This is a genomic window from Herbaspirillum sp. meg3 (genome assembly GCF_002257565.1).
Lineage (GTDB): Bacteria > Pseudomonadota > Gammaproteobacteria > Burkholderiales > Burkholderiaceae_D > Herbaspirillum.
In genome coordinates, this window is sequence record NZ_CP022736.1 from 1,239,118 (window position 1) to 1,262,245 (window position 23,128).

Below are 23,128 nucleotides of genomic sequence, written 5' to 3' on the forward strand. Positions count from 1 at the left end.
AAGTTTTCTTCAGGAAGCATTCAACAAGTCGTGACGAATTCAATCCGTTACCGACAGTCCGGTTCTGCCTTTCCTCAGTTCTTTCAGTTTCACAAGAAATCAGTCAGCCTCAGGCCGCTTTGCCGCCGACTGTAAAGCCGATCGTCGTCACGCCGCCTCTGCTCGCTGCGAACGCGGTACCGCCGTGCATGAGCGCGATTGCCTTTACGATGGCAAGGCCGAGTCCGTGGCCATGGATGCCGTCGACTTCGCGGCGTGCCGTGTCCACGCGATAGAAGCGGTCAAACAGGCGTGGCAGATGGCGTTGTTCGATCGGCTCGCCAGGGTTGGAGACGGCGACCTGCACATCCTTGTTTTGCGCATCGATGGAGACTTTGATGCGTGCACCGGCAGGAGAATGCTGGATCGCATTCTGTAATAAATTGGTCAATGCGCGGCGGAACAGCGCAGTTTCGATCATCGAGGTCGCCGTCGTGTCGCCGGTGACTTCAACGCTCATTTCCATCTCGTCCAATACGAATTCGAAGAACTCGATGGTCTTCTGCACCTCATCGGCGATCACCGTGTGAACCAGGCTGGTAGCGGCTTCGCCCTGATCGCAACGGGCCAGGAACAGCATGTCGTTGATGATGGAGCGCAGCCGATCCAGCTCTTCCAGATTCGATTGCAGCACCGTTTCAAACTCGGGCGCGCTGCGCTCGCGCGATAGGGCAACCTGGGTTTCGCCGATCAGATTGGCCAGCGGCGTGCGCAACTCATGTGCGACATCGGCGTTGAAGGCCTCCAACTGCTTGTACGCATTTTCCATGCGGTCCAGCGCACCGTTGAAAGCTTGCGCCAGGTCGGACAATTCATCGGGCAGGGCAGAGACAGTGAGGCGTTCGGACAAGTTCTTCGGACTCAGCGTCTGCGCTTTGTCGGACATTTTCTTGAGCGGTTGCAAGCCGGCGCGCGCAATCCAGTAACCGAACAGGATCACCAGAAAAACGCCGATCAGCGACAAGCCGATCATCGCCGCGACGAAGGTGCGCAGCGTTTCAAAATAGGGCTCGGTATCGACACCCACGGTCAGGCGAATGGCGGGGCGGTCGAGATAAGCAGGCAAAATCTTGGTCAGCGTATGCAGCGGAAATTCTTTGCCTTTGATGCGCAGCCTGCCGATATTCTTGGGGTCGTAGTCGAACTCATGCAACTCGGCCAGATCCTTGCCGTAGCTGAAGCGCGGGTCGTCGCTGAATACCCAGAAGCGCACCTTGCCGTCGGCCGGCGTCAGCGTGTCGAGCTTGGCCTGCACGCGCGCCCAGCGGTCGACCGTCCCGATGCGCGAGACCATGTATTCGATATCGTTGAAAGTTGTCACCAGGCCATCGCGCTCATGGCGCAGCAGCTCGTTCTTGACCACGGCATACAGCACGCCGCCGATCAGCGAAAAAATGATCAGCGCCGAAGCAGCAAACATCATCACCAGGCGCGTGATAATGGAATGCTTCATCCGTCTTCCTCTTCGTCATTCGCTTCATGGGCATCATGCGTCGGCACCGCAGCGCGCGGCTCCAGCACATAGCCCATGCCGCGTATCGTATGCAGCAGCTTCTGCCCGAACGGTGCGTCGATCTTGGCGCGCAGGCGTTTGATCGCGACTTCCACCACGTTGGTGTTGCTGTCGAAATTCATGTCCCACACCAGTTCTGCAATCGCCGTCTTGGACAGGATCTCGCCCTGACGGCGCGCCATGATCGCCAGCAGCGCAAACTCCTTGGCGGTCAGGTCAATGCGGACATTGTTACGGAATGCTTTGCGGCTCAGCAGATCGATCTGCAGGTCGCCGATGCGCAGCTGCGCCGGTTCCTGCGAACGGCCACGCCGCGTCAGCGCCTGCAGGCGCGCCAGCAGCTCGAGGAAAGAGAAGGGTTTGATCAGGTAATCATCAGCGCCATCGTGCAAGCCCTTGATCCGGTCTTCCACGCGGTCGCGCGCCGTCAGCATGATCACCGGCGTCTGCTTGATGGTACGCAGCGAGCGCAGCACCGAGAAACCGTCCAGGCCGGGCAGCATGACATCCAGCACGATCACGTCGTAATCGTGCTGGATCGCCAGATGCTGGCCATCGATGCCGTTGGCGGCCAGGTCCACGGTGCATCCCTGCTCGGTCAGACCTTTGCAGAGGTACTCCGCCATCTTGTGCTCGTCTTCGACAATCAGAACTTTCATTCCTGCTCCTGGTACCGCGTTCATAGGCATGTGACTATTAGTGCGATTCTATTACAGGTGTGGCGCCTTTCTTGGCTGCCTTGCGTGCTGCACGTGCTTCTTTTTTGTTCATGTACCAGTAATGCGCGCGATCCAGATACAGATAGATCACCGGCGTCGTGAACAGCGTCAGCGCCTGCGACAGCACCAGACCGCCCACCATCGCATAACCCAGCGGACGGCGCAGTTCGGAGCCGGCGCCATGACCCAGCATCAGCGGCAAGCCCGACAGCAATGCGCACATGGTGGTCATCATGATCGGACGGAAGCGCAGCAAGCAAGCCTGATAGATCGCTTCTTCCGGTTTCATGCCATGTTGACGTTCGGCGGTCAGGGCGAAGTCGATCATCATGATGCCGTTCTTCTTGACGATACCGATCAGCAAGATGATGCCGATGAGCGCAATCACGCTGAGGTCGTAGCCGCCCGCCATCAGAATCAGCAGCGCGCCCACGCCGGCCGACGGCAGCGTCGACAAGATCGTGAGCGGATGGATGTAGCTCTCATACAGCAGACCCAGCACGATATACACTGCAATCAGCGCTGCCGCGATCAGGTAGGGCTGCGAAGCCAGCGATTCGCCGAACGCTTTGGCCGTACCCTGGAAGGCGCCGGTCAACGTCGTCGGCACGCCCATTTCAGCCTGTGCCTGGTTGATGGCATCCACCGCTTCACCCAGCGCAACACCAGACGCCAGGTTGAAGGAGATCGTCACCGCCGGGAACTGGCTCTGGTGGCTGATGGACAGATAGGCGGTCTTGGTCGTATCAACCTTGATGAAGGTCGACAGCGGCACTTGCTGGCCGGTGATCGGGGAGGTCAGGTACAGCTTGTTGAACAACGCCGGGTCCTTCTGCAGTTCAGGCGTGACTTCCAGCACTACGTGGTAGCTGTTGATCTGGGTGAAGTATTGCGCTACCTGGCGTTGGCCGATCGCATCGTAGATCGTCGCATCGATCAGCGACGGCGAGATGCCGAAGCTGGAAGCGCGCGCACGGTCGATGGTAATGGTCGCTGTCGCCGCGTTGTTCTGCTGGTCGGATGCAACGTCGGTCAACTGCTTCATCTTGCGAAGGCGGTCAACGACCTTCGGCGCCCAGGTATTGAGTTCATCGAGATTGGAGTCGGTCAGCGTGTACTGATATTGCGTACGTGCCAGACGCCCGCCGACGTTGATGTCCTGGCTGGCCTGCATGAACAGGTTCACACCCTGGATCTTGGCTACTTGCGGACGCAGGCGCGTGATGATTTCGCTGGCGTCGGCGGTACGGCCTTCATCCTTCGGTTTCAATGCGATGAAGAAGTTACCGGTATTGAAGGTTGTCGAACCGGCGCTCATTGCAAAACCGGTCACGTCAGGATCCTTGCGTACGACTTCAGCTACCTGCAGCAGGCGGCGTTGCATGGCCTGCGAAGAAATATCCTGGGCCGATTCGGCAAAGCCGACGATCACGCCATTATCTTGTTGCGGGAAGAAACCTTTAGGAATGATCACGAACAAGAAGGCCGTGAACGCCACGGTACCGATAAAGGTCAGCAGCGTAATGAACTGATGGCGCATCACGACATCCAGACCGCGCTTATAGCCATTCAGCAGAATGTCGAAGAAACGTTCGAACAGCTGATACATCTTGCCGTGTTTCTCGGCGTGGCTGTTCTTGAGGAAGCGCGAGCACAGCATTGGTGTCAGCGTCAGCGAGATGATCACCGAGACGCCGATGGTCAGCGTCACGGTCACTGCGAATTCGCGGAACAGGCGGCCGACGATGCCGCCCATCAGCAGCAGCGGGATGAACACCGCCACCAGCGACACCGAGATGGAGATAATGGTGAAGCCGATTTCGCTGGAGCCCTTGAGCGCCGCTTCCATCGGCGACATGCCTTCTTCGACGTAACGGTAAATGTTTTCCAGCATCACGATCGCATCATCGACCACGAAGCCGACTGCAATCGTCAGCGCCATCAGCGACAAATTGTCGAGACTGTAGCCCACCAGATACATCACGCCCGCCGTGCCCATCAGCGCCAGCGGCACGGTGATGCTCGGGATCAGCGTTGCCGCCACGTTGCGCAGGAACACGAAGATCACCATCACCACCAGCGCGATGGTCAGGATCAGGGTGAACTCAACGTCTTGCACCGAAGCGCGGATGGTCTGGGTACGGTCGATCAGCGTGTTGATGTGCACGCTGGCGGGAATCGCGGCACGCAGACGCGGCATCGTTGCCTTGATGCGTTCCACGGTTTCGATCACGTTGGCGCCAGGTTGCTTGGTGATCGCCAGCACGATCGAGCGACCGTTGGTGAGCGTGCTATCGGGAGCTGCTGCCGCGCCGGCAAAAGCCCATGCTGCGATCTTGTTGTTCTCGGGGCCGTCGACTGCAGTACCGATATCGCGTACACGGATCGGTGCCCCGTTCTTGTAGGCCAGCACCATGTCGTTCCACGGTTCGGCACTCAGCAACTGGTCGTTGGTATAGACGGTGAAGCTTTGATGCGTGCCGTCGACCGTTCCCTTAGGCTGGTTGACGGTCGTCGTGGCGATGACGCCGCGTACGTCTTCCAGGCTGAGTCCCATCGTCGTCAGCTTGGCAGGATCGACCTGAATGCGCACCGCCGGTTTTTGCTGACCGTTGACGCTGACCAGACCCACGCCGGAAATCTGCGATATCTGCTGCGCCAGAATATTGTCGGCGTAGTCATTGACCTGCGTCAGCGGCAAGGCGTCCGACTGTACCGACATGATCATGATCGGCGAATCTGCCGGATTGACCTTGCGGAAGGTCGGCGGGTTGGGGAGGTTGGACGGCAACTGGCCGGTTGACGCATTGATCGCCGCCTGCACGTCCAGCGCAGCGGCATCGATGTTGCGGTTGAGGTCAAATTGCAGGGTGATCTGGGTGCTGCCCAGGGCACTCTGCGAAGTCATCTGCGTCAGACCAGCAATGAGCGAGAACTGGCGTTCCAGCGGCTGCGCCACGTTGGACGCCATGGTTTCCGGACTGCCGCCGGGCAAGCTGGCGGACACCTGGATGGTAGGGAAGTCGACCTGCGGCAACGGCGCCACCGGCAGCAATGGCCAGACGGCGATACCGACCAGCAGGATAGCGATCGCGAGCAGCGTGGTGCCGATCGGACGCTTGATGAAAGTAGCGGAAACACTCACTTTGCGGATCCTTTCGCAGCAGCGGCGTTGGTTTTGCCTTCGACGATGCGGCTACCCGGCTTCAGCTTGTACTGGCCGTCAAGCACCACGCGTTGTCCCGACTCCACACCCTTGGTGATGACGGCGATGCCATCCTGAATACGTGCCACGACAACCGGTTGGATCGCCGCAGTTTCATCGGCCTTGATGATGTAGACGTAAGTGCCTTCCTGATTACGCTGGATGGCGGCGGCCGGCAGCGTCAGCGCCGTGCCGTGGTCATCCATCTGCAGGTTGACGTTGACGTACTGACCCGGCCACAGCGTGTGCTGTGGATTGGTGAAACGTGCTTTCAACTGCACCGTACCGCTGGTGGTGTCGATCTGGTTATTCAGCAAAATCAGGTTGCCGGTACCCAGTGGATCCTTGTTGTTGGTGCGTGCGTACGCTGTCACCTTGAGGGACTTGTGATTGGTCAGCTGGGCGCGGTTGATGGCCGGCACCGCATCTTCCGGCAGGGTGAACTGCACGGTAATCGGATCAATCTGGTTGATTACCACCAGGCCGTTGACATCGGCGGCATGGACGATATTGCCGGCATCCACCAGACGCGCGCCGACGCGGCCGCTGATCGGTGCATTGATGGTGGTGTAGCTGAGCTGCACCTTGGCATAGTTGATCTGCGCTTCGTCAGTCTTGACGGCGGCTTCCAGTTGCGCGACCAGCGCTTTTTGCGTATCGAGCTGTTGTTGCGTGGCGGCGTCTTGCTGACGCAGCGTGGTGTAGCGTTGCAAGTCGATTTTGGCGTTGGTCAGTTGCGCCTGATCCTTGGCTTGCTGCGCCTGCACTTGCGCCAACTGGGCTTGCAATGCGCGCGGGTCGATCTGCGCCAGCAACTGGCCGGCCTTGACGTCCTGGCCTTCGGTGAACGCAACCTTGTCGAGCTGGCCATCGATGCGCGCCTTGACGGTGACGCTGGCATTGGCGGTGACGGTGCCGACACCGGCGAGGTACAGCGGCACATCGCGCTCCTCCGCTCTTGTGGTGGTCACGGAAATCGCCGGGCCTTGCTGCGCCTGCGGATTGGGCGCAGCGACGGCATCAGTGCGATGCATCAGGGCCCAGGAACCACCGCCAACGAGAACGACAACCGCAGCGGAAATCAACAGAGTGGAACGTTTTTGAATGAATGAAGTAGTCATACTTTAACTCGCAAGATTGTTTTTCTTAGTTGGCGGTAGCAGCAGGTGTGCTTGCTGTCGCTGCCTGATTGATTTCACCGAAGCGCCAGCCGCCGCCGACCGCTTTGATCAGCGCCACGCTGGCAACCAGCTGGCGGCCGAGCAAGGTCACGGCGGTGCGTTGATTGGTCAGCGATGCGGCTTGTGTCGTGACCACCGACAGATACGTCGTGGTGCCGGCCTGATACTGGCTCAGCGCCAGCCGTTCAGACAGCTGCGCCGCCTTGACTGCCTGATCCTGGACCTGGCTTTCCTGATCCAGCACGCGCAATGTCGAGAGGTTGTCTTCCACTTCTTGCAAGCCGCCAAGGACGGTTTGCTTGTATGTCGCCACCGCAGCGTCGAAGGCGGCAGTCGCCTGATCGTTGCGGGCGCTGCGAGCGCCGCCGTCGAACAGGGTGGCTGCCAGCGTAGCGCCCAGCGACCAGACCCGGCTTGGTGTATCGAACAACTGGGAGAAGGCGATCGCGCTGTAACCGCCGGTTGCATTCAACGTCAGCGTTGGGAAATAAGCGGCGCGCGCGACCCCGATGTTGGCATTGGCGGCCGCCGCCAGACGTTCGGCGTTGGCGATGTCGGGACGGCGTTCCAGCAGATCCGACGGCAAGCCGGTCGGTGTTGGTGGCATGCTCGCCTGCAACGCGGCACCGTCGGTGGTGACCGGCGCCAGTGTGAAGACTGCCGGTGCTTTGCCGACAAGGATGGCGATGGCATGTTCCAACTGGTTGCGCGTGGCGTCGAGATCGATCAGCTGTGCCTGTGCCGAGCGCAATTGTGTTTCCGCCTGCGCGACGTCGGAGCGCAAGGCCACGCCGGCTTCATATTGATGCTGCGTCAGTTGAAACGACCGGGTGTAGGCGGCGACGGTGCGTGCATACAGATCCTTTTGCAGATCGGTCACGCGCAGTTGCAGGTAATCCTGTGCCAGCGTTGCCTGGATACTCAGGCGTGCCGCCGCGAGGCTGGCTGCGCTGGCTTCGCTGGTGGCGTCGCCGGCTTCCACCGAGCGCCGCACACGGCCCCAGACGTCAGCCTCCCATGAGGCATTCAGACCGACGGAATAGGTATCTGTCAACCGGCTGCCTGCTGTGGCGCTGTTGGTTCGCGCGCGGTTGGCGCCACCGGATGCGCCGACGGTCGGCCACAAGCTGGCACGCGCAATGGCGGCGGTAGCCTGCGCCTGGCGATATTGCGCTTCGGAGAAGCGGATATTCTGATTGGCTTTATTGGCCTGATCGATCAGGTCGTTCAGCACCGGATCCTTATAGGCTTCCCACCAGCGGTGATTGCTGTCGATCTGTCCCGGCTCGGCGATCTTCCACGGGCCTTGTTCTTTATAGGCAGTGGGCAAATCCATCTGCGGGCGAGCGTAGTCAGGGCCGACCGCACAACCGCCGAGCAAGACTGCTGCGGCCAGAGTGATTGCGGACAAAGCTGAGGCTGGCTTGAATGCGTGTTGGGGTGGCGATTTGGCGGTCGCTGTCATTGGTAGATTCCGAAACATGGTTGAGCGTGCATTTGGCTGGACGACATGGGATCAAAGGGAACTGCCGGTGGGCGTCGGACAGGTTAACTGGCGACGCCTTTCTACAGCATTACTGTACGAGGGGGCTGTCAACTGGAGGCTGACGGAAATATGACATTTCTGTCAGTTTCGGGATGATGGGTATGTTGGAGGTTGAGTTTCTTTTTGGCATTGTTTTTCTTTGATAGCTTGGAGGGGTGTTTTCTTCGGACGTGCCGGGCTACCCCCGGCACGGTCGTCCGAAGAAAGAAAAGAGAAAGCTACCTAAGAAGTCAGGTCGGAACTAAACACCCTTCACCCCACCGCCACAATCCCCCTAAGGCAAGTTTTCCCGCAAGATAACGCTGATCCGCACCGCCTCCACCCCGGCAAGTGCCTCACGCCGCTCCCGCAAATTCCCAAATATCCGTACGCAGTTGAGAATCATGTTCTGCGGATGCTGCGTCAAAATCGCATCCATGGTGCCGTCGATCAGCAGCCCGCGCGTATCGGGCGTCAGTCCGTGCCCGATGAAGACAGTTTTCTGCTCGCGCCCGCTTTCCTTGAGTGCCCGCCCGACACCATCGGAAGCGCCGCCGATGTTATACATGCCGGCCAGGTCGGGATGCTGTTCCAGCAGGGTGCGTGCCTGCTTGTAGTTGGTGTCGGCGTCGTCATGGCCTTCGCGCAGGCCAACCACTTGCAGGTGAGGGAACATCTCTTCCAGCACGTGCAAGAAACCCATCTCCCGTTCTTCATGGCCGCGATAGCTGAGACTGCCGGCGATCATCGCAATCTTCATCGGCGTTTTAGGATTACCGAGAAATCGCCCCAGCAAATAACCGGCAGTCCGTCCCGCAGCGCGGTTGTCCATGCCGACATAGGCCGCCCGGCGCGAGTTGGACAAGTCCGAGATCAGCGTGACCACATGAATGCCTTCGGCGACCAGCGTATTGACCGCTTCGCGCACCAGCGGATGTTCCAGCGCCATGAAGGCGACGCCGTCGGCCTGGCGGCCGTAGTGCAGCAGGCGCTTGGCCAGCACGCTGGGATTGAAGCCTTCGATGTGATGGCATTTGCACTTCACATTGAATGGCGCCAGTTGGTCTTCGGCGAAGGCGATGTAGTCGCCCAGCATCTGCATGAAGCGATTGCTCTGTGGCGGCAGCAAAAACACCAGCCGCATCGGCCGCGGCTGCATCGCCTTGTAGAGATCGGCTTCGGGAAGATAGTCCAGCGCGGCGGCGGCCTTCAGCACTTTTTGCATGGTCGCGGCGCGTACGCCGGGACGCTGGTTCAGCACGCGGTCGACCGTGGCGGTGGAGACGCCGGCGGTACGCGCGATGTCGGCGACACGGGCGCGGCCGGTGGCGGCAGAATAGGTGGGATCAAAGGGCGTCGGCATCATGCTGCTCAGTTCATCGAATTAAAAATTACATCAAAAACCATCATTAATCTGCTTTGACTGTTGCAGCTATAGAGGAATATTCTCTGCATCAAGCAATCAGGTTAAATCAAATAACATCAAAAATATAGAGGGAGACAGCCTCGCTTTCCAGGGCGCCGACGATGCCAATGATGTCGTCGGTGCGTGGGGCGGTGACACCGGCGTCGTCTTCCTCCGTCGAGATTCAACATAGATTCAAGACAGATCAATAACAATCCAGGAGATACCGCCATGCACGCAATGACCCGCCGCCGCTTCTTGCAAACCGCCTCCATCGCTTCGGCTGCTGCCGCGACCGGGCTGTATGCAGTCCCTGCCAGCGCAGCCGCTGAGTTCACACTGAAGTACGCCAACAACTTGCCGATGACGCACCCCATGAACGTGCGCGCCAAGGAAATGGCTGCCAAGATCGCCGCCGAATCCAAAGGCCGTGTCGACTTGCAGGTCTATCCCAACGGCCAGCTCGGTACCGACACCGACATGCTGTCGCAGGTGCGCGCCGGCGCCATCGACTTCTTCACCATCTCGCCGGAAGTGCTGGGCACGCTGGTGTCGGCCGGCCAGATCAGCGGCGTCGGTTTTGCCTTCAAGGACTACAACCAGGTCTGGGCCGCGATGGACGGTGAGCTTGGCGCCTACGTGCGCAAGCAGATCGCCGCGACGACCTCGCTGTTCGCCTTTGAGCGCTGCTGGGACAACGGTTATCGCCAGGTGACCACCAGCACGCGCCCGATCACCAAGCCGGAGGACTTCAAGGGCATGAAGCTGCGCGTGCCACCGAGCCCGCTGGCGACTTCGTTGTTCCGCGCGTTCGATGCGGCGCCGACCAGCATCAATTTCGCCGAGGTGTATTCGGCGCTGCAGACCAAGATCGCCGAAGGCCAGGAGAACCCGCTGGCGGTGATCTCCACCGTCAAGTTCTACGAGGTGCAGAAGTACTGTTCCATGACCAATCACGTGTGGAGCGGCTTCTGGTTCATGGGCAACAAGAAGTCGTTTGAAAAGATGCCGAAAGACCTGCAGGACATCGTCACGCGTAACGTCAACGAAGCCGGCATGAAGCAACGCGTCGACGTCAAGGCGCTCAACGAGTCGCTGGTCGCCGACATGAAGGGCAAGGGCATGCTGTTCAACGAGACCGATAACGAAGCTTTCCGTACCAAGCTGCGCGCTTCCGGCTTCTACACCGAGTGGCACAAGAAGTTCGGCCCCGAGGCGTGGGCGCTGCTGGAAAAGTACACCGGGAAGCTCGCGTAAATGGAAGCTGCAATGAACTACGCCGCACGATTGCCGAGCAACCCGCTGGCGCGTCTGCTGGCGGGCGTCAATCGCGGCGTGATGCACGTTGTCGCCGCCGTTGCCGCAGCACTGGTGGTGGTGGAAACCGCGGTGCTGCTGGCCGGCGTGATCTATCGCTATGCATTGCACGATCCGCTGATCTGGTCCGATGAACTGGCTTCGACGCTGTTCATCTGGCTGTCGATGCTGGGTGCGGTGCTGGCCCTGGATCGTGGCGAACACATGCGCCTGACCGCCATCGTCAACCGGCTTTCGGACAAATGGCGTATCTGGTTTGAAACCGTGGCCGCATTGATCGTCTGTATCTTCGTGCTGATGATCATTCATCCTGCCGTCGATCATGCGTCGGAACAGATGGCGATCACGACACCGGCACTGGAAATTCCAGACGGCTTGCGTGCGGCGGCCTTGCCGGTCGGCGCGATCCTGATGTTCCTGGCGGCGATTGCACGCATGGCCAGTCGCTCCAGCGTCAGGCAGGTGCTTTCCGCCGTGGCGGTTGTTGCGGTGATCGGCGCTGTGCTGTGGATCGCCAAGCCTGCTTTGCTGGCAATGGGCAACTACAACCTGATCGTGTTCTTCGTCTTGCTGATCGGTGTCTGTGTGGCTGGCGGGATTCCGATTGCGTTTGCCTTCGGTACGGCCACCATGGCGTATCTGACGATTGCCACCGGCGCGCCGATGATGATTGTGGTGAGCCGCATGGACGAGGGCATGTCCAGCCTTATCCTGCTGTCGGTGCCATTGTTCGTCTTGCTCGGTTCCTTGCTGGAAATCAGCGGTCTCGCACGTACCTTGATTGATTTCATGGCGGCCTTGCTGGGTCACGTCCGAGGTGGTCTGCAATACGTCTTGCTGGGGGCAATGTTCCTCGTCTCCGGCATCTCCGGCTCCAAGGCGGCTGACATGGCGGCAATTGCCCCGGCGCTGTTCCCGGAAATGAAGAAGCGCGGTTCCAAGCCGGAAGAACTGGTGGCCTTGCTGTCGTCCTCCGGCGCCATGACCGAAACCATTCCACCTAGTCTGGTGCTGATCACCATCGGTGCGGTATGCAGCGTGTCGATCACGGCTTTGTTCATCGGCGGTTTGATGCCGGCGGTGATTGCGACGATTGCCATCGGCGTCATCTGCTGGTTCCGCGCCCGTCGTGAACCGATGCCGAATGTGAAGCGCGCCAGCATCGGCGTGATCGGTAAAACCCTCATTGCGGCGATTCCTGCACTGGCCTTGCCGATGCTGATTCGCGTGGCGGTGATTGAAGGTGTGGCAACGGCAACCGAAGTGGCAACCATCGGTGTGGCCTACACGATCATTGTCGGTCTGATCATGCATGCCTTCATGAAGCACATCGACTTCAAACGCATCTATCCGATGCTGGTGGAAGCGGCGACCTTGTCGGGGGCCATTCTGCTGATCATCGGCATGGCGACCTCGATGGCGTGGGCACTGACGCAGTCGGGCTTCTCGGCCAAGCTGGTGGCGCTGATGCAAGGCGTACCCGGTGGCGGGTTTGGTTTCCTGCTGATCACTATTGTGATCTTCATCGTGCTGGGCAGCATCCTGGAAGGCATCCCGGCGATTGTGCTGTTCGGGCCGCTGCTGTTTCCGGTGGCCCGTTCACTCGGCATCCATGACGTGCACTACGCGATGGTTGTGATTCTGGCGATGGGTATCGGCTTGTTTGCACCGCCGTTCGGCGTCGGCTTCTATGCCGCCTGCGCGATCGGCAAGGTATCGCCGGACAAGGTCTTCAACCGGGTCTGGAGTTATCTGGCGGCGCTCGTGGTGGCCTTGCTGGTGGTGGCTGCGGTGCCATGGATTTCCATCGGATTCCTGACATAAAAATACTTTTACTACCGACTATTTAAACGAGACAAAGAGGTTAGCAATGAGCCGTTTTCTGGGTGAGATCAAACAACTGGGCTACGTCGTCGAAGACATTCAGGCCGCAATGAAATACTGGAGCGAAGTGCTGGGCGTGGGCCCGTGGTACTACATGGAGCGCGTGCCGCTGAAGAACTACCGCTACAAGGGCGAGCTGCAGGACATCCATTCCTCGGTGGCGCTGGCTAACTCGGGCAACGTGCAGGTGGAACTGATCCAGCAGCGCAATGATGCGCCGTCGATGTATCAGGACTTTCTCAAGGCAGGCCGTACCGGTTTGCAGCATCTGGCCTACTGGACCGAAGACTTCGACAACGATCTCGCACGCCTGCTGGAAAAGGGCTGGAAGGTCGGCATGAGCGGTGAAGTCGGCGAGCGCGGTCGCTTCGTCTATTTCGAGACCGAATACCATCCCGGCACCGTCATTGAACTGTCTGAAATCGCCGGTCCCAAAGGCACCGTATTCCGCATCATTCGTGAATCAGCCGAGGGCTGGGACGGCAGCGACCCGGTGCGCACGTTTCCTGATCTGAGCAAGATGTGATGGCGGAGATGATGGACAACAATCGTTTTTACGCAGATTACCTGATTGAGACTCCACTCGATCCGATGCAGGTCGCTGAGGTCATGGCAGGTGAACAATCCTGCGGCACTTTCGTCCGTGTGCAGGGCGAGACTGAGCAGCTGCGCGAACGCGCCCGCGCAGTGGTGGTATCGGTAGAAGAGACCGAAAATGTCGCCATGCCGAGCCTGCCCAACGCTTGGCAGCAGCGCCAGAACATGCATGGTCCTTATCGTCGCGCCAAGGTGCGCATCTCCTTCCCGATCGACAACGTCGGCGCCAACCTGCCGACGCTGGCGGCAACCGTTGCGGGCAATCTGTTCGATCTCGGGGAGGTAACGGGTTTGCGCCTGTTGTCGCTGTCGCTGCCGGAAAGCTATCGCCAACAGTTCGACATGCCGCGCCATGGCATCGCCGGCACGCGCAAGCTGGTGGGGCAGAGTCCATCCCATCAGGCGCCTTTGCTGGGCACCATCATCAAGCCCAACGTCGGACTGAGCGCCGCGCAGACCGGCGAGCTGGTCACGCAGTTGTGCGAAGCCGGTGTGGACTTCATCAAGGACGATGAAGTGTGCGCCAATCCGGCTCATGCGCCGCTGGAAGAACGCGTGCGCGAAGTCATGAAGCGCGTGCGGGCCTATCAGGACAAATCAGGCCGCCGCGTGATGGTGGCCTTCAATATCACCGACGAACTCGACGCCATGCGCCGCCATGCGGAACTGGTCGAGCGCGAAGGTGGCAGCTGCATCATGGTCGGTCTCAACTGGTGCGGTTTCTCGGCGCTGCAAAGCCTGCGTCGCAGCAGCGGCCTCGCCATCCACGGCCATCGCAACGGCTTCGGCATGATGTCGCGCCAGCCGGTGCTGGGTATGTCTTTCTCCGCGTATCAAAGCCTTTGGCGCTTGAGCGGCGTCGATCATCTGCACGTGCATGGACTGGACGGAAAATTCTCCGAATTCAATGACGAGGTGGTGCAATCGGCACGCGATTGTCTTACCCCCATGAGCGGTGGAGAAAATGGCGGTGATGAGGTGATGCCGGTATTTTCATCGGGCCAATGGGCGGGCACCGTGCCGGCGACCTTCGATGCGGTCAAGAGCACTGATGTCATCTTCTTGTCCGGTGGCGGCATTCTCGCGCATCCGGATGGCGCCAGCGCTGGTGTTGCCAGTTTGCGGCAGGCGTGGGAAGCGGCGCGCGACGGCGTCAGTCTGCAGGAACGTGCACGTCATGCACCGGAGCTGCAACGCGCGCTGGATTTTTTTGGTCCTCGCCTGAAGTGATCATGAAAGTGAAAGCGTTCAAGTGACCGAAACAATCCACTCACCCAGGATCTGCTTTTACGGCGACGATTTCACCGGCGCGACCGATACGCTGGCGACGGCAACGGAAGCAGGTTTGCGCAGCCTGCTATTCCTGGGTATTCCCGACCAGCAGCAATTACAAGCCGCGGGGGAGCTCGACTGCCTCGGCATTGCCGGCGCGGCGCGCTCGATGGCGCCTGCGGCGATGACAGCGGAACTGGAACCGGTGGCGCGATTCTTCTCCACGCTGCAAGCGCCGGTGACGCACTACAAGATCTGTTCGACCTTTGACAGTGCACCGCACGTCGGCAACATCGGCGTGGCCTTGTCGGTATGGCGGCGCCATATTCCCAATGACTTTGTCCCTATCGTCGGCGGCCAGCCGAATTTGCAGCGTTACTGCATCTTCAGCAATCTGTACGCGGCGGTGAACGCAGGAGGAGAAGTATTCCGCATTGACCGGCATCAGACCATGCGCAATCATCCTGTCACGCCGATGCGTGAAGCGAACATGTGCCTGCACTTGCAGGCGCAGCAGATGACGGTGGCGGCAGTGCATTTCCCCGCCTACGATCATGGCGCCGAGCGGCTGGATGCAGAGATCGAAACATTGCTTGGCGACGCGCCGGATGCGGTCTTGTTCGATGTAACGGAGGCGACGGATCTGCCGGTGATCGGGGCACAGATCTGGCGACGCGCGCAGCGTCAGCGCTTGCTGGCAATGGGCGCCAGCAGCGTGGTACAGGCTTTGTGTCGCTATTGGCAAGAGGCGGAAGAGCTGGAGTGCAATGCGGAACCCATAACTCCTCGCATTGCGCGTGCCGACGGTCCGGTATTCGTCCTTGCCGGCAGTCTGTCGCCGGTGACGGCGCAGCAGGTCAGGGCGGCCGTGTCGTTTGAACGTGTCCAACTGGATGCGCGGCGGCTGGTGGACGGCGACGACGACTATGTAGCGGCCATGCTCACACAGGTTGCTCGATTATTGCAGGACGGCCGGCATGTACTGGCGTGTACGGCGGATGGCATGCCGATCACCGGCGATCATGTGACCTATCGGCTGGCGCAGGCCTGCGGAGATTTCCTGAAACGCCTGCTGCCGCTGACGACCGTGCGCCGCATCGGCGTTGCCGGCGGCGATACCTCAAGCCACGCATTGAAGGCGCTCGATATCTGGGGATTGTCTTATCTCGGCAAGTTGTCGGCAGGCGTGGCGCTATGCCGCGCACATGCCGACGGTGCGAAAGAGAATGGTCTGGAGCTGATGCTCAAAGGCGGCCAGATGGGCGGTGAAGATTTGTTTGAAACATTGGTGCATGGCACGGCATGAAGCGTTCATGATGGCCATGCACGCTCCAGGATGGCCCGCTGCAATGACGCGGCATCCGTCGTGCCGGCAGACAGCGTGCCGTAAACACGGCCGTTGGCGGCGTCGCTGCGGCTGAGTACAAAAGCCTCCGCCATCGCTGTGGGCGCATGCTGCAACATCAAGGCGCTCTGCACCGTCAGGATCAGTTGCTGCACCAGGCGGCGTGCCAGCATCTCGCGCTGATCCGGCGGCGTGGTCAGCAGTTGTTTTAACGCATCCAGCGATGCCTGCAAGACATGATGGCCATCGGCGACTTGCTGCAATTCTTCCAGCAGCAAGATGCAGCCTTCCGGTTCGCGCTCCATGGCGCGCAACACGTCGAGGCACATCACATTGCCCGAGCCTTCCCAGATTGAATTCACGGGCGCTTCGCGATACATGCGCGCCATCGGCGCTGTTTCGACGTAGCCGTTGCCGCCCCAGACTTCCATGCATTCGCCGGTAAATTCCAGCGCGCGCTTGCAGATCCAGAATTTGGCGGCGGGGGTAACGATGCGTCGCCATGCGCGCTGCAGCGGATCGTTGGGCGATTCGAAGGCGCGCGCCAGACGCAGCATCAGCAGCGTCGCCGCTTCGCTTTCCAGCGCCAGATCGGACAGCACGTTGCGCATCAAGGCTTGCTCCGCCAATTGCTTGCCGAAGGCGCTGCGATGACGCGCGTGGTGGATCGCCTGGATCAGCGCATAGCGCATCATCCCGGCGCTGCCGATCACGCAGTCCAGGCGCGTGTGGTTGGCCATTTCGATGATGGTGGGAATGCCGCGTCCTTCATCGCCGACCATGACGCCGTAGGCATCGTCGAACTCCACCTCGCTGCTGGAGTTGGAACGGTTGCCCAGCTTGTCCTTGAGGCGCTGGATCAGCACACCGTTCTTCTGTCCGTCGGGACGCCAGCGCGGTACGAAGAAGCACGACAGGCCGTTGTCGGTACGCGCCAGCACCATGTGCGCATCGGACATCGGTGCCGAGAAAAACCATTTGTGGCCGATCAGCGTATAAGCCGCGCCACGTCCGCTGCCATTGAGCGGGCGTGCGACGGTGGTATTGCTGCGCACGTCGGAGCCGCCTTGTTTTTCGGTCATGCCCATGCCGATCAGCATCGAGCGCTTTTGCTCCAGCGGCAGATCGCGAGGATCGTGTTCGCGTGAAAATAATTTGTCGCGCACCATCGGGAACAGCGCATCTTCATGGCGCAATACCGGTAGCGAAGCAAAGGTCATGGTGGTCGGGCAGAGCGATCCCGCTTCCACCTGTGCATGCAGGAAGTAGCCCGCAGCGCGAGCCACATGCGCGCCCGGCATGCCTTCATGGGCGGGCATCCACGGCAGTGCGTGCAGGGCTTCGCGGCGCAGCAGCGCCAGCAGTGCATGCCAGCTGGGATGGAAGTCGACCCGGTCGATACGGTTGCCGAAGCGGTCGTGGGTTTGCAGTTCGGGGGTGTGGCGATTGGCCAGTTCGGCCAGTTGCAGCACATCGGCGCTGCCGAGCTCGGCGCCGTAATTGGAAAGCGGCGCGGCATGCCAGCCGGCCTGTTCGCGCTGCACGCCTTCGCTCAGGGCCAGATCAGTGCTGTACAGATTGACATCTTTCAGCTCGGGAACCTGGTTGGTGACTTCATGCGTTTTCATTGCAGCTCCTGGACGTGGACGGGCGGAGAGAGTGAAGCGAGCTAAGGCGCAGCGCAGACGGCAGCGCGGACAGTGTAAGGCATTCACCGCCGGAAGAGAGCGGGACAGCACAAGCGCCTTGCAATTCCTGCGCATTAGGTGAATTTGCTATAACTATATAAGTATCTTGTCGCTAAGGCCGTCCTGCACATGACAAAGACTCATATTAAAATGAGGCTTCTGAAAGGACTCCTCCTACCATGCCTTACCTGACCATCGAAGATACCATCGGCAATACGCCCTTGATTCAATTGCAACGTATCGGCGGCGAAGACGTCGCTCGACGCAACAACATCATCCTCGGCAAGATGGAGGGCAACAACCCCGCCGGTTCGGTCAAGGACCGCGCCGCGCTGTCGATGATCCGCCGTGCTGAAGAGCGCGGCCAGATCAAGCCGGGTGATACCCTGATCGAAGCCACCAGCGGCAATACAGGCATTGCGTTGGCCATGGTTGCGGCAATGCGCGGTTACAAGATGGTCTTGCTGATGCCGGAAAACCTCAGCGAAGAGCGCCGTCAAAGCATGGCCGCCTATGGAGCTAAGATCGTTCTCACGCCCAAGAGCGGCGGTATGGAATACGCGCGCGACCTGGCTGAACAAATGCAGAAGGAAGGCCAGGGCCTGATCCTGGATCAGTTCGCCAACGCCGATAATCCTCAGGCGCACTATGAGACGACCGGCCCCGAGCTGTGGCGCGACACCGAAGGCCGCATCACCCATTTCGTCAGCGCCATGGGCACTACGGGCACCATCATGGGTGTGTCGCGCTATCTGAAAGAGCAAAACCCGGAGATCCAGATCATTGGTGCTCAACCGGAAGAAGGTTCGTCAATCCCGGGCATCCGCAAATGGCCTGAAGCCTATCTGCCGAAGATCTATGAAAAGCCGCGTGTCGATCAGCTCGAATACGTCAGCCAGGCCGCAGCCGAAAACATGGCGCGCAAGCTGGCGATGGTCGAAGGCTTGTTCTGCGGCATCTCCGCAGCAGGCGCCTGTGAAGTGGCATTACGCATCGCGCAGCAGGTGGAAAATGCAACGATCGTGTTCGTCGTCTGTGATCGCGGCGACCGCTATCTCTCCACGGGCGTGTTCCCGGCGTAAGTTCAGAAGAGAAGTGATGACCAAGTGGTGAATGCATTCATGTGTTCGCCACAATAAAAAACGGAGCCAGAGGCTCCGTTTTTTTATTCCATACCCGGTGTTGCAGGCGAACCTGGCTTCGGTTTGAATTGCTTGTCGCTGATGCGGAATTTTTCGCGGCGATCACCCATCAGTTCGCGCAGTTCGCGGATCGACAGTTCGCTGACTTCATGCATGCGAATCAGCAGCGACGCACCAACTGGCAGACGACGGTGACGGATCTTGCTGATCACCGGCGGAGCCACTTCCAGCGCACGCGAGAGCGCGGCATCGTTCTTCAGATGCAGCTTCTCGATCAACGCGTCGAGCAGGTGGTTAGGATCGTAGTTGATTTGATCCGAGAGAGAAGTATCGTTGGTGCCATTAGGTGTAGTCATGATCGGACGTTCCATTATGCAGATGTTTATAAGGGCCTTGTTTGTGCAAGTGCTATTAGTTCTTGGTAAAACTGCAAAACGTGGTTAACCAGTTTCCATTAGAGGTGCCATTCTTTTCCCACTGCAACATACACAACTCGAACCAAGGCCATCGGGATCAGTCGGTCTGACTTGCCAGCCTTCACTATTCGTTTCCATGTTTCCCACTGCGGTACTGGCAAAACGTCAATATTGACGTCAGTACATCCAGTGAGAAAAGTCTATTACAAAATAGTTGCGAGAAATCACCTCGAATTTGTAACAGATATTAACAGGATTTTTTCTATATTTGGTGTTGTTTCTTTGACACGACAAAAGACAGCTGATTCCAGCCATTTAAGCCGAGATCCCGCATGGTGGCGATGTTTCGCTCGAAAATGGCGCTTGCTTCGGGGAAAGCCTTGACGGCGCGGTCGATGCTGCTTTCTCGCAACAGATGCAAAAGTGGGTAGGGGGAGCGATTCGTAAAGTTGTCAATATCGTCCGGCGCGGCATCGGCAAACTGGTAATCAGGATGGAAACTGGCGATCTGCAGCTCGCCTTCCAGACCGGCATCTTCAAGTACCTCGTCGGCAACATCGAGGAAGCTGTTGTAATCCAGAAAGTCTTGCAATACGCGTGGATGGATGAGTACGGTGGTATCGATAGCCTCCGGATCGCTGTCTTGCAGGTGTTGCAATTCGCGCGACAACTCGTCGGCGAGATCGGCCTCGGTCTCGGCGTGGCTGACGACATAACGAATCTGATTTTTGACGTAAACCGACTTGGCAAAAGGGCAAAGATTGAGGCCGATCACGGCCTCGCTGATCCACGCCTGGGTGAGCGCAATGACGTCGTCGTCGGAGGGAAATGGTGCGGTATTCATGGCGGCATTGTCTCATGACGACCAAAGGCCAAACACTACGGAGAGCGAGGGAAAGAGCGGAAACGGCCCGAAATCGGCTATGCTTCACATCCTCGTTTTTAATCTACGCACAAAATAAGACCTCCATGGCGCTCAAAGCAACCATCTTCAAAGCCGATCTGCAGATTTCCGACATGGACCGGCACTATTATCAAAACCACACCCTGACCATTGCCCGTCATCCGTCGGAAACCGACGAACGCATGATGATCCGCGTGCTGGCCTTTGCGCTCAACGCCAGCGAATCGCTGACCTTCGGCAAGGGTTTGTCGGATGTAGAAGAACCGGATATCTGGCAAAAGGATCTGACCGGCGCCATCGACCTGTGGATCGAAGTCGGCCAGCCCGACGACAAGCGCATTCTCAAAGCCTGTGGCCGCGCCGCGCGCGTGATCATCTACAGCTACAGCAGCGTCAGCAATATCTGGTGGAACCAGACCGGCAGCCGTGTCGAGCGGGCCAAGAATCTCACCGTCGTCAACATTGCCTCAGAAACCAGCCTGGCATTGGAAAAACTGGCGCAGCGCAATATGCAGTTGCAATGCACGATTCAGGATGGCCAGATTTGGCTGGGCAGCAATGAAGACATGGTGCAGATCGATCCGCAGGTAATTAAACCGTAGTCAGCAGGTCGCGCACCGACGGCAGCATGTCGATTGATTTGAGGCGGGACAGCAGCAGCGCAGCGTTGCTGCCGCCAGCCCGGTTTCCTGCTTCTATACATGTCAGGAACTTGTTTTCTATCTCTTCCTGACGCATCGGGCATTGCGCCGCGCCGCGCGCATACGCCTGAAATCCTTCCACCCAATCACGGCCCGCGGCCCGGATCTGCACGTTGGCCCCTTCCGGTGCCGCTTCGCACGCGCCGGCCTGACTCCAGCGCGGACCGACAGTCATGGTGATACTCTGCATCAGGGCAATCACGCGCGGCTCCTGCAAGACTGCGCCGTCAAGATGCGCCAACTCCACCGTCCCGTACAGCAAGGACGCCGCCACGGCGAAGGGCATGCTGAACTGCGCTTCCTGCCGCGTCGCCGGTTTGTTGTAAATCAGATTGGCAAAAACAATTTGCGGTACGTCGCAGATGATCTCTTCAATCTCGTCCACATGAATCCCATACCGGGCAACGATGGCCATGGCGGCATCGACGGCGGCGTGGGATGACAGGCAGAGCGGAATGCGCTTGAGATCGACGCCGGGTGATTCCATGAACCAGTTTGAACCGAGCTGCGCAATCATGGCGACGTTGAATTCGCCGTGATTGAACAAGCCGGTGAATCCGTTCCAATGTTCGAAGGCGTCGTGCGGGCCGCTGGCGCCTTGCGCCGCCAGTAATGCAGCCACCACGCCGGCTTCTGCCGCACGGCCTGCCATCAGGGGTTTGGCATCGGTGCCGAAACAGGCTTTCAATCCACCGGTGCCGGCCACCGCCAGTCCCAAGGCCGAGGCAGTTTGTTTGCGATCCAGCTTGAGCAGCCAGGCCGCCGCCGCGCAGGCACCGACCGGGCCGAGCACGCCGGTAGTCCACCAGCCCTGATCGTAGAGGATGCTGTTGGTGGCGGCGCCGACGGCGTATTCACATTCGGAGCCGACGATGAACGCGGTCAGCAGATCGCTGCCGGACGCATTGCGCTTTTGCGCGACGGCGATGGCAGCGGGCGCGATCACGGCAGACCCGTGTACGAAACCGGCGTAGCAATTGTCGTCAAAGTCCAGCGCATGCGCTGCCGCGCCATTGACGAATGCCGCGGCAGGCGCGGAAAACAAGTGCGGGCCGCCGACGATGGCGGCATCGCCGCGCGACCCGGCATCCATGGCGACGGCGCGTGCGGTGCGCGCCACTGCCGTCGCCGAGCCGGCGAAAGCGACACCGATGGTATCGAGCAGGCAGTTGGTGGCGATGGTGCGTACAGAGGCGGGAATATCGCTGTGCTGCAGGCCGCAGATCCAGTCGGCCAGGCGTTCAATGGCGGTAGGAGGAGTCATGGTGTGACGCTGTGTCATGGAGGAGAAAGCGGAGGTGTTGCTTGTATTGCTTACCTTACTTGCCTTACTTGTGTGACTTGTCCGATGCGATCTTGCCGCGGCGCTTGTCCGGGGCAACATCGCATCAGGCAATGACGACGCAGGGAATCGCGTCGCGGGCTTATTCCGCCTTACTCCACCTTATTCCGGCAGTGCACCGGCTGGTGCGCCCAGCCACTTCTTCGACATCTCGTCGATGGCGCCGTTGCTCTTGGCTTCGCGGATGATCTCGTTGAGTTTGGCGACCAGTTGCGGCTCACCCTTTTGCACGCCGATGTAGCAAGGTGCATTGGACAGGATGACTTTCAGGTCCATGCTCACCGACGGATCCTTGGCCTTGATCGTGGCAGCCACGGCGGTGCCGGTTGCAAACATCTGCGCCTGACCGGCGAGGAAGGCAGAGACCGTGCCGTTGTTGTCTTCAAAGCGCTTGATCACGGCACCCGGCGCCAGACGCGATAACTCTTCATCCTGCATCGAGCCGCGAGTCACCGCAATGACTTTGCCGGTGAGTTCGTTGTAGTTCTTGGCGATGATTTCCTGCTTCCCGAAAACGGCATCGAAGAATGGTGCGTAAGCGATGCTGTAGTCGATGACCTTTTCGCGCTCAGGCGTCTTGCCGAGCGAGGAAATGGTCAGATCGGATTTCTTGGTCTGCAGATAAGCGACACGATTCGGGCCGGTGACAGGGATCAGTTCCAGTTTGACGCCAAGCTTCTTGGCCACCAGAGCGGCCATGTCGATGTCGTAACCACGCGGCGTCATGTCGGTGCCAACCGAGCCGTACGGTGGATAGTCGGTCGGTACGGCTACGCGAATCACCTTGCGTGCAAGGATGGTGCTGAGGGCGTCCTCCGCCATGGCATTGCCGGAAACAGCAGCGGCAATCGAGACGGCAATCAGGCTAAGCAGGAGAGAGCGGCGTTTCATTTCGATATCCTTTCAGTGATATGCGTGGTGTACAAGTAGGTA

At 59.4% G+C, this 23,128-nt stretch carries 18 protein-coding genes; 7 read left to right on the top strand and 11 right to left on the bottom strand.

Translation table 11 applies throughout. The features are described from left to right. Positions 1-109 precede the first annotated feature (109 nt). The 6 genes from hmeg3_RS05650 to hmeg3_RS05675 all read right to left on the bottom strand — a co-directional run bounded on the left by hmeg3_RS05650 (position 110) and on the right by hmeg3_RS05675 (position 9,548). The gene (locus hmeg3_RS05650) at positions 110-1,492 is read right to left on the bottom strand and encodes a heavy metal sensor histidine kinase (protein ID WP_094562877.1); all 1,383 of its coding nucleotides are present in this window, start codon (positions 1,490-1,492) and stop codon (positions 110-112) included. After that, positions 1,489-2,211, bottom strand: a complete 723-nt coding sequence (locus hmeg3_RS05655) for a heavy metal response regulator transcription factor (protein WP_094562878.1) — start codon at positions 2,209-2,211, stop codon at positions 1,489-1,491. Before hmeg3_RS05655 ends, hmeg3_RS05650 begins: the two co-directional genes overlap by 4 nt. Positions 2,212-2,248: 37 nt before the next feature. Further along, positions 2,249-5,416: an efflux RND transporter permease subunit gene (locus hmeg3_RS05660; protein WP_094562879.1), complete on the bottom strand. Its 3,168-nt coding sequence runs from the start codon at positions 5,414-5,416 to the stop codon at positions 2,249-2,251. Then, positions 5,413-6,597: an efflux RND transporter periplasmic adaptor subunit gene (locus hmeg3_RS05665; protein WP_094562880.1), complete on the bottom strand. Its 1,185-nt coding sequence runs from the start codon at positions 6,595-6,597 to the stop codon at positions 5,413-5,415. Before hmeg3_RS05665 ends, hmeg3_RS05660 begins: the two co-directional genes overlap by 4 nt. A gap of 25 nt (positions 6,598-6,622) precedes the next feature. Next, the gene (locus hmeg3_RS05670; RefSeq protein WP_157739213.1) at positions 6,623-8,122 is read right to left on the bottom strand and encodes an efflux transporter outer membrane subunit; all 1,500 of its coding nucleotides are present in this window, start codon (positions 8,120-8,122) and stop codon (positions 6,623-6,625) included. Between the two features lie 355 nt (positions 8,123-8,477). After that, positions 8,478-9,548, bottom strand: coding sequence for a LacI family DNA-binding transcriptional regulator (locus tag hmeg3_RS05675; protein ID WP_198361790.1), 1,071 nt, complete (start codon positions 9,546-9,548; stop codon positions 8,478-8,480). Between the two features lie 270 nt (positions 9,549-9,818). Between hmeg3_RS05675 and hmeg3_RS05680 the strand changes: the two genes are divergently transcribed. Genes hmeg3_RS05680 through hmeg3_RS05700 form a run of 5 tightly spaced genes read left to right on the top strand, consistent with a single transcriptional unit; the run spans position 9,819 to position 15,963 of the window. After that, a complete protein-coding gene (locus tag hmeg3_RS05680; RefSeq protein WP_094562881.1) occupies positions 9,819-10,844 on the top strand; it encodes a TRAP transporter substrate-binding protein in 1,026 nt (341 codons plus the stop codon). A gap of 12 nt (positions 10,845-10,856) precedes the next feature. Continuing rightward, positions 10,857-12,728, top strand: coding sequence for a TRAP transporter large permease subunit (locus tag hmeg3_RS05685; protein ID WP_198361791.1), 1,872 nt, complete (start codon positions 10,857-10,859; stop codon positions 12,726-12,728). A 46-nt stretch (positions 12,729-12,774) separates the two neighbouring features. Continuing rightward, positions 12,775-13,314 carry a VOC family protein gene (locus hmeg3_RS05690; protein ID WP_094562883.1) on the top strand — a complete coding sequence of 180 codons (540 nt, stop codon included), beginning with the start codon at positions 12,775-12,777 and terminating at the stop codon, positions 13,312-13,314. Between the two features lie 11 nt (positions 13,315-13,325). Further along, positions 13,326-14,615 carry a ribulose-bisphosphate carboxylase large subunit family protein gene (locus hmeg3_RS05695; RefSeq protein WP_094566156.1) on the top strand — a complete coding sequence of 430 codons (1,290 nt, stop codon included), beginning with the start codon at positions 13,326-13,328 and terminating at the stop codon, positions 14,613-14,615. Between the two features lie 22 nt (positions 14,616-14,637). Further along, on the top strand, positions 14,638-15,963 hold the full coding sequence (locus tag hmeg3_RS05700) for a four-carbon acid sugar kinase family protein (protein ID WP_232511885.1): 1,326 nt from the start codon (positions 14,638-14,640) through the stop codon (positions 15,961-15,963). A gap of 5 nt (positions 15,964-15,968) precedes the next feature. Here the strand turns inward: hmeg3_RS05700 and hmeg3_RS05705 are convergent, their stop codons facing one another. Further along, positions 15,969-17,630 (bottom strand): isovaleryl-CoA dehydrogenase, encoded by a 1,662-nt coding sequence (locus hmeg3_RS05705; RefSeq protein WP_094562884.1) that lies wholly within the window; start codon positions 17,628-17,630, stop codon positions 15,969-15,971. Positions 17,631-17,869: 239 nt separating this feature from the next. Here hmeg3_RS05705 and cysM point away from each other — a divergent pair, with 239 nt between their 5' ends. Further along, complete coding sequence (cysM, locus tag hmeg3_RS05710; RefSeq protein WP_094562885.1) at positions 17,870-18,772, top strand: cysteine synthase CysM; 903 nt, start codon at positions 17,870-17,872, stop codon at positions 18,770-18,772. 83 nt (positions 18,773-18,855) lie between these two features. On the opposite strand, the gene hmeg3_RS05715 is transcribed toward cysM, so the two are convergent. Further along, positions 18,856-19,188: a hypothetical protein gene (locus hmeg3_RS05715; protein ID WP_094566158.1), complete on the bottom strand. Its 333-nt coding sequence runs from the start codon at positions 19,186-19,188 to the stop codon at positions 18,856-18,858. Positions 19,189-19,510: 322 nt separating this feature from the next. After that, positions 19,511-20,092 carry a DUF1415 domain-containing protein gene (locus hmeg3_RS05720; RefSeq protein WP_094562886.1) on the bottom strand — a complete coding sequence of 194 codons (582 nt, stop codon included), beginning with the start codon at positions 20,090-20,092 and terminating at the stop codon, positions 19,511-19,513. 125 nt (positions 20,093-20,217) lie between these two features. On the opposite strand from hmeg3_RS05720, the gene hmeg3_RS05725 reads away from it, so the two are divergent. Next, a complete protein-coding gene (locus hmeg3_RS05725; RefSeq protein ID WP_094562887.1) occupies positions 20,218-20,754 on the top strand; it encodes a YaeQ family protein in 537 nt (178 codons plus the stop codon). On the opposite strand, the gene hmeg3_RS05730 is transcribed toward hmeg3_RS05725, so the two are convergent. Further along, on the bottom strand, positions 20,744-22,117 hold the full coding sequence (locus hmeg3_RS05730; protein ID WP_094566159.1) for an MmgE/PrpD family protein: 1,374 nt from the start codon (positions 22,115-22,117) through the stop codon (positions 20,744-20,746). The genes hmeg3_RS05725 and hmeg3_RS05730 overlap by 11 nt on opposite strands. Before the next feature lie 180 nt (positions 22,118-22,297). Continuing rightward, on the bottom strand, positions 22,298-23,086 hold the full coding sequence (locus hmeg3_RS05735; RefSeq protein ID WP_094562888.1) for a transporter substrate-binding domain-containing protein: 789 nt from the start codon (positions 23,084-23,086) through the stop codon (positions 22,298-22,300). Between the last annotated feature and the right edge of the window lie 42 nt (positions 23,087-23,128).

Coding starts and splice junctions, on each gene's coding strand:
- hmeg3_RS05650 (WP_094562877.1), bottom strand. CDS start 1,492: ATGAAGCATTCCATTATCACGCGCCTGGTGATGATGTTTGCTGCTTCG.
- hmeg3_RS05655 (WP_094562878.1), bottom strand. CDS start 2,211: ATGAAAGTTCTGATTGTCGAAGACGAGCACAAGATGGCGGAGTACCTC.
- hmeg3_RS05665 (WP_094562880.1), bottom strand. CDS start 6,597: ATGACTACTTCATTCATTCAAAAACGTTCCACTCTGTTGATTTCCGCT.
- hmeg3_RS05670 (WP_157739213.1), bottom strand. CDS start 8,122: ATGACAGCGACCGCCAAATCGCCACCCCAACACGCATTCAAGCCAGCC.
- hmeg3_RS05675 (WP_198361790.1), bottom strand. CDS start 9,548: ATGATGCCGACGCCCTTTGATCCCACCTATTCTGCCGCCACCGGCCGC.
- hmeg3_RS05680 (WP_094562881.1), top strand. CDS start 9,819: ATGCACGCAATGACCCGCCGCCGCTTCTTGCAAACCGCCTCCATCGCT.
- hmeg3_RS05685 (WP_198361791.1), top strand. CDS start 10,857: ATGAACTACGCCGCACGATTGCCGAGCAACCCGCTGGCGCGTCTGCTG.
- hmeg3_RS05690 (WP_094562883.1), top strand. CDS start 12,775: ATGAGCCGTTTTCTGGGTGAGATCAAACAACTGGGCTACGTCGTCGAA.
- hmeg3_RS05695 (WP_094566156.1), top strand. CDS start 13,326: ATGGACAACAATCGTTTTTACGCAGATTACCTGATTGAGACTCCACTC.
- hmeg3_RS05705 (WP_094562884.1), bottom strand. CDS start 17,630: ATGAAAACGCATGAAGTCACCAACCAGGTTCCCGAGCTGAAAGATGTC.
- cysM (WP_094562885.1), top strand. CDS start 17,870: ATGCCTTACCTGACCATCGAAGATACCATCGGCAATACGCCCTTGATT.
- hmeg3_RS05715 (WP_094566158.1), bottom strand. CDS start 19,188: ATGACTACACCTAATGGCACCAACGATACTTCTCTCTCGGATCAAATC.
- hmeg3_RS05720 (WP_094562886.1), bottom strand. CDS start 20,092: ATGAATACCGCACCATTTCCCTCCGACGACGACGTCATTGCGCTCACC.
- hmeg3_RS05725 (WP_094562887.1), top strand. CDS start 20,218: ATGGCGCTCAAAGCAACCATCTTCAAAGCCGATCTGCAGATTTCCGAC.
- hmeg3_RS05730 (WP_094566159.1), bottom strand. CDS start 22,117: ATGACTCCTCCTACCGCCATTGAACGCCTGGCCGACTGGATCTGCGGC.
- hmeg3_RS05735 (WP_094562888.1), bottom strand. CDS start 23,086: ATGAAACGCCGCTCTCTCCTGCTTAGCCTGATTGCCGTCTCGATTGCC.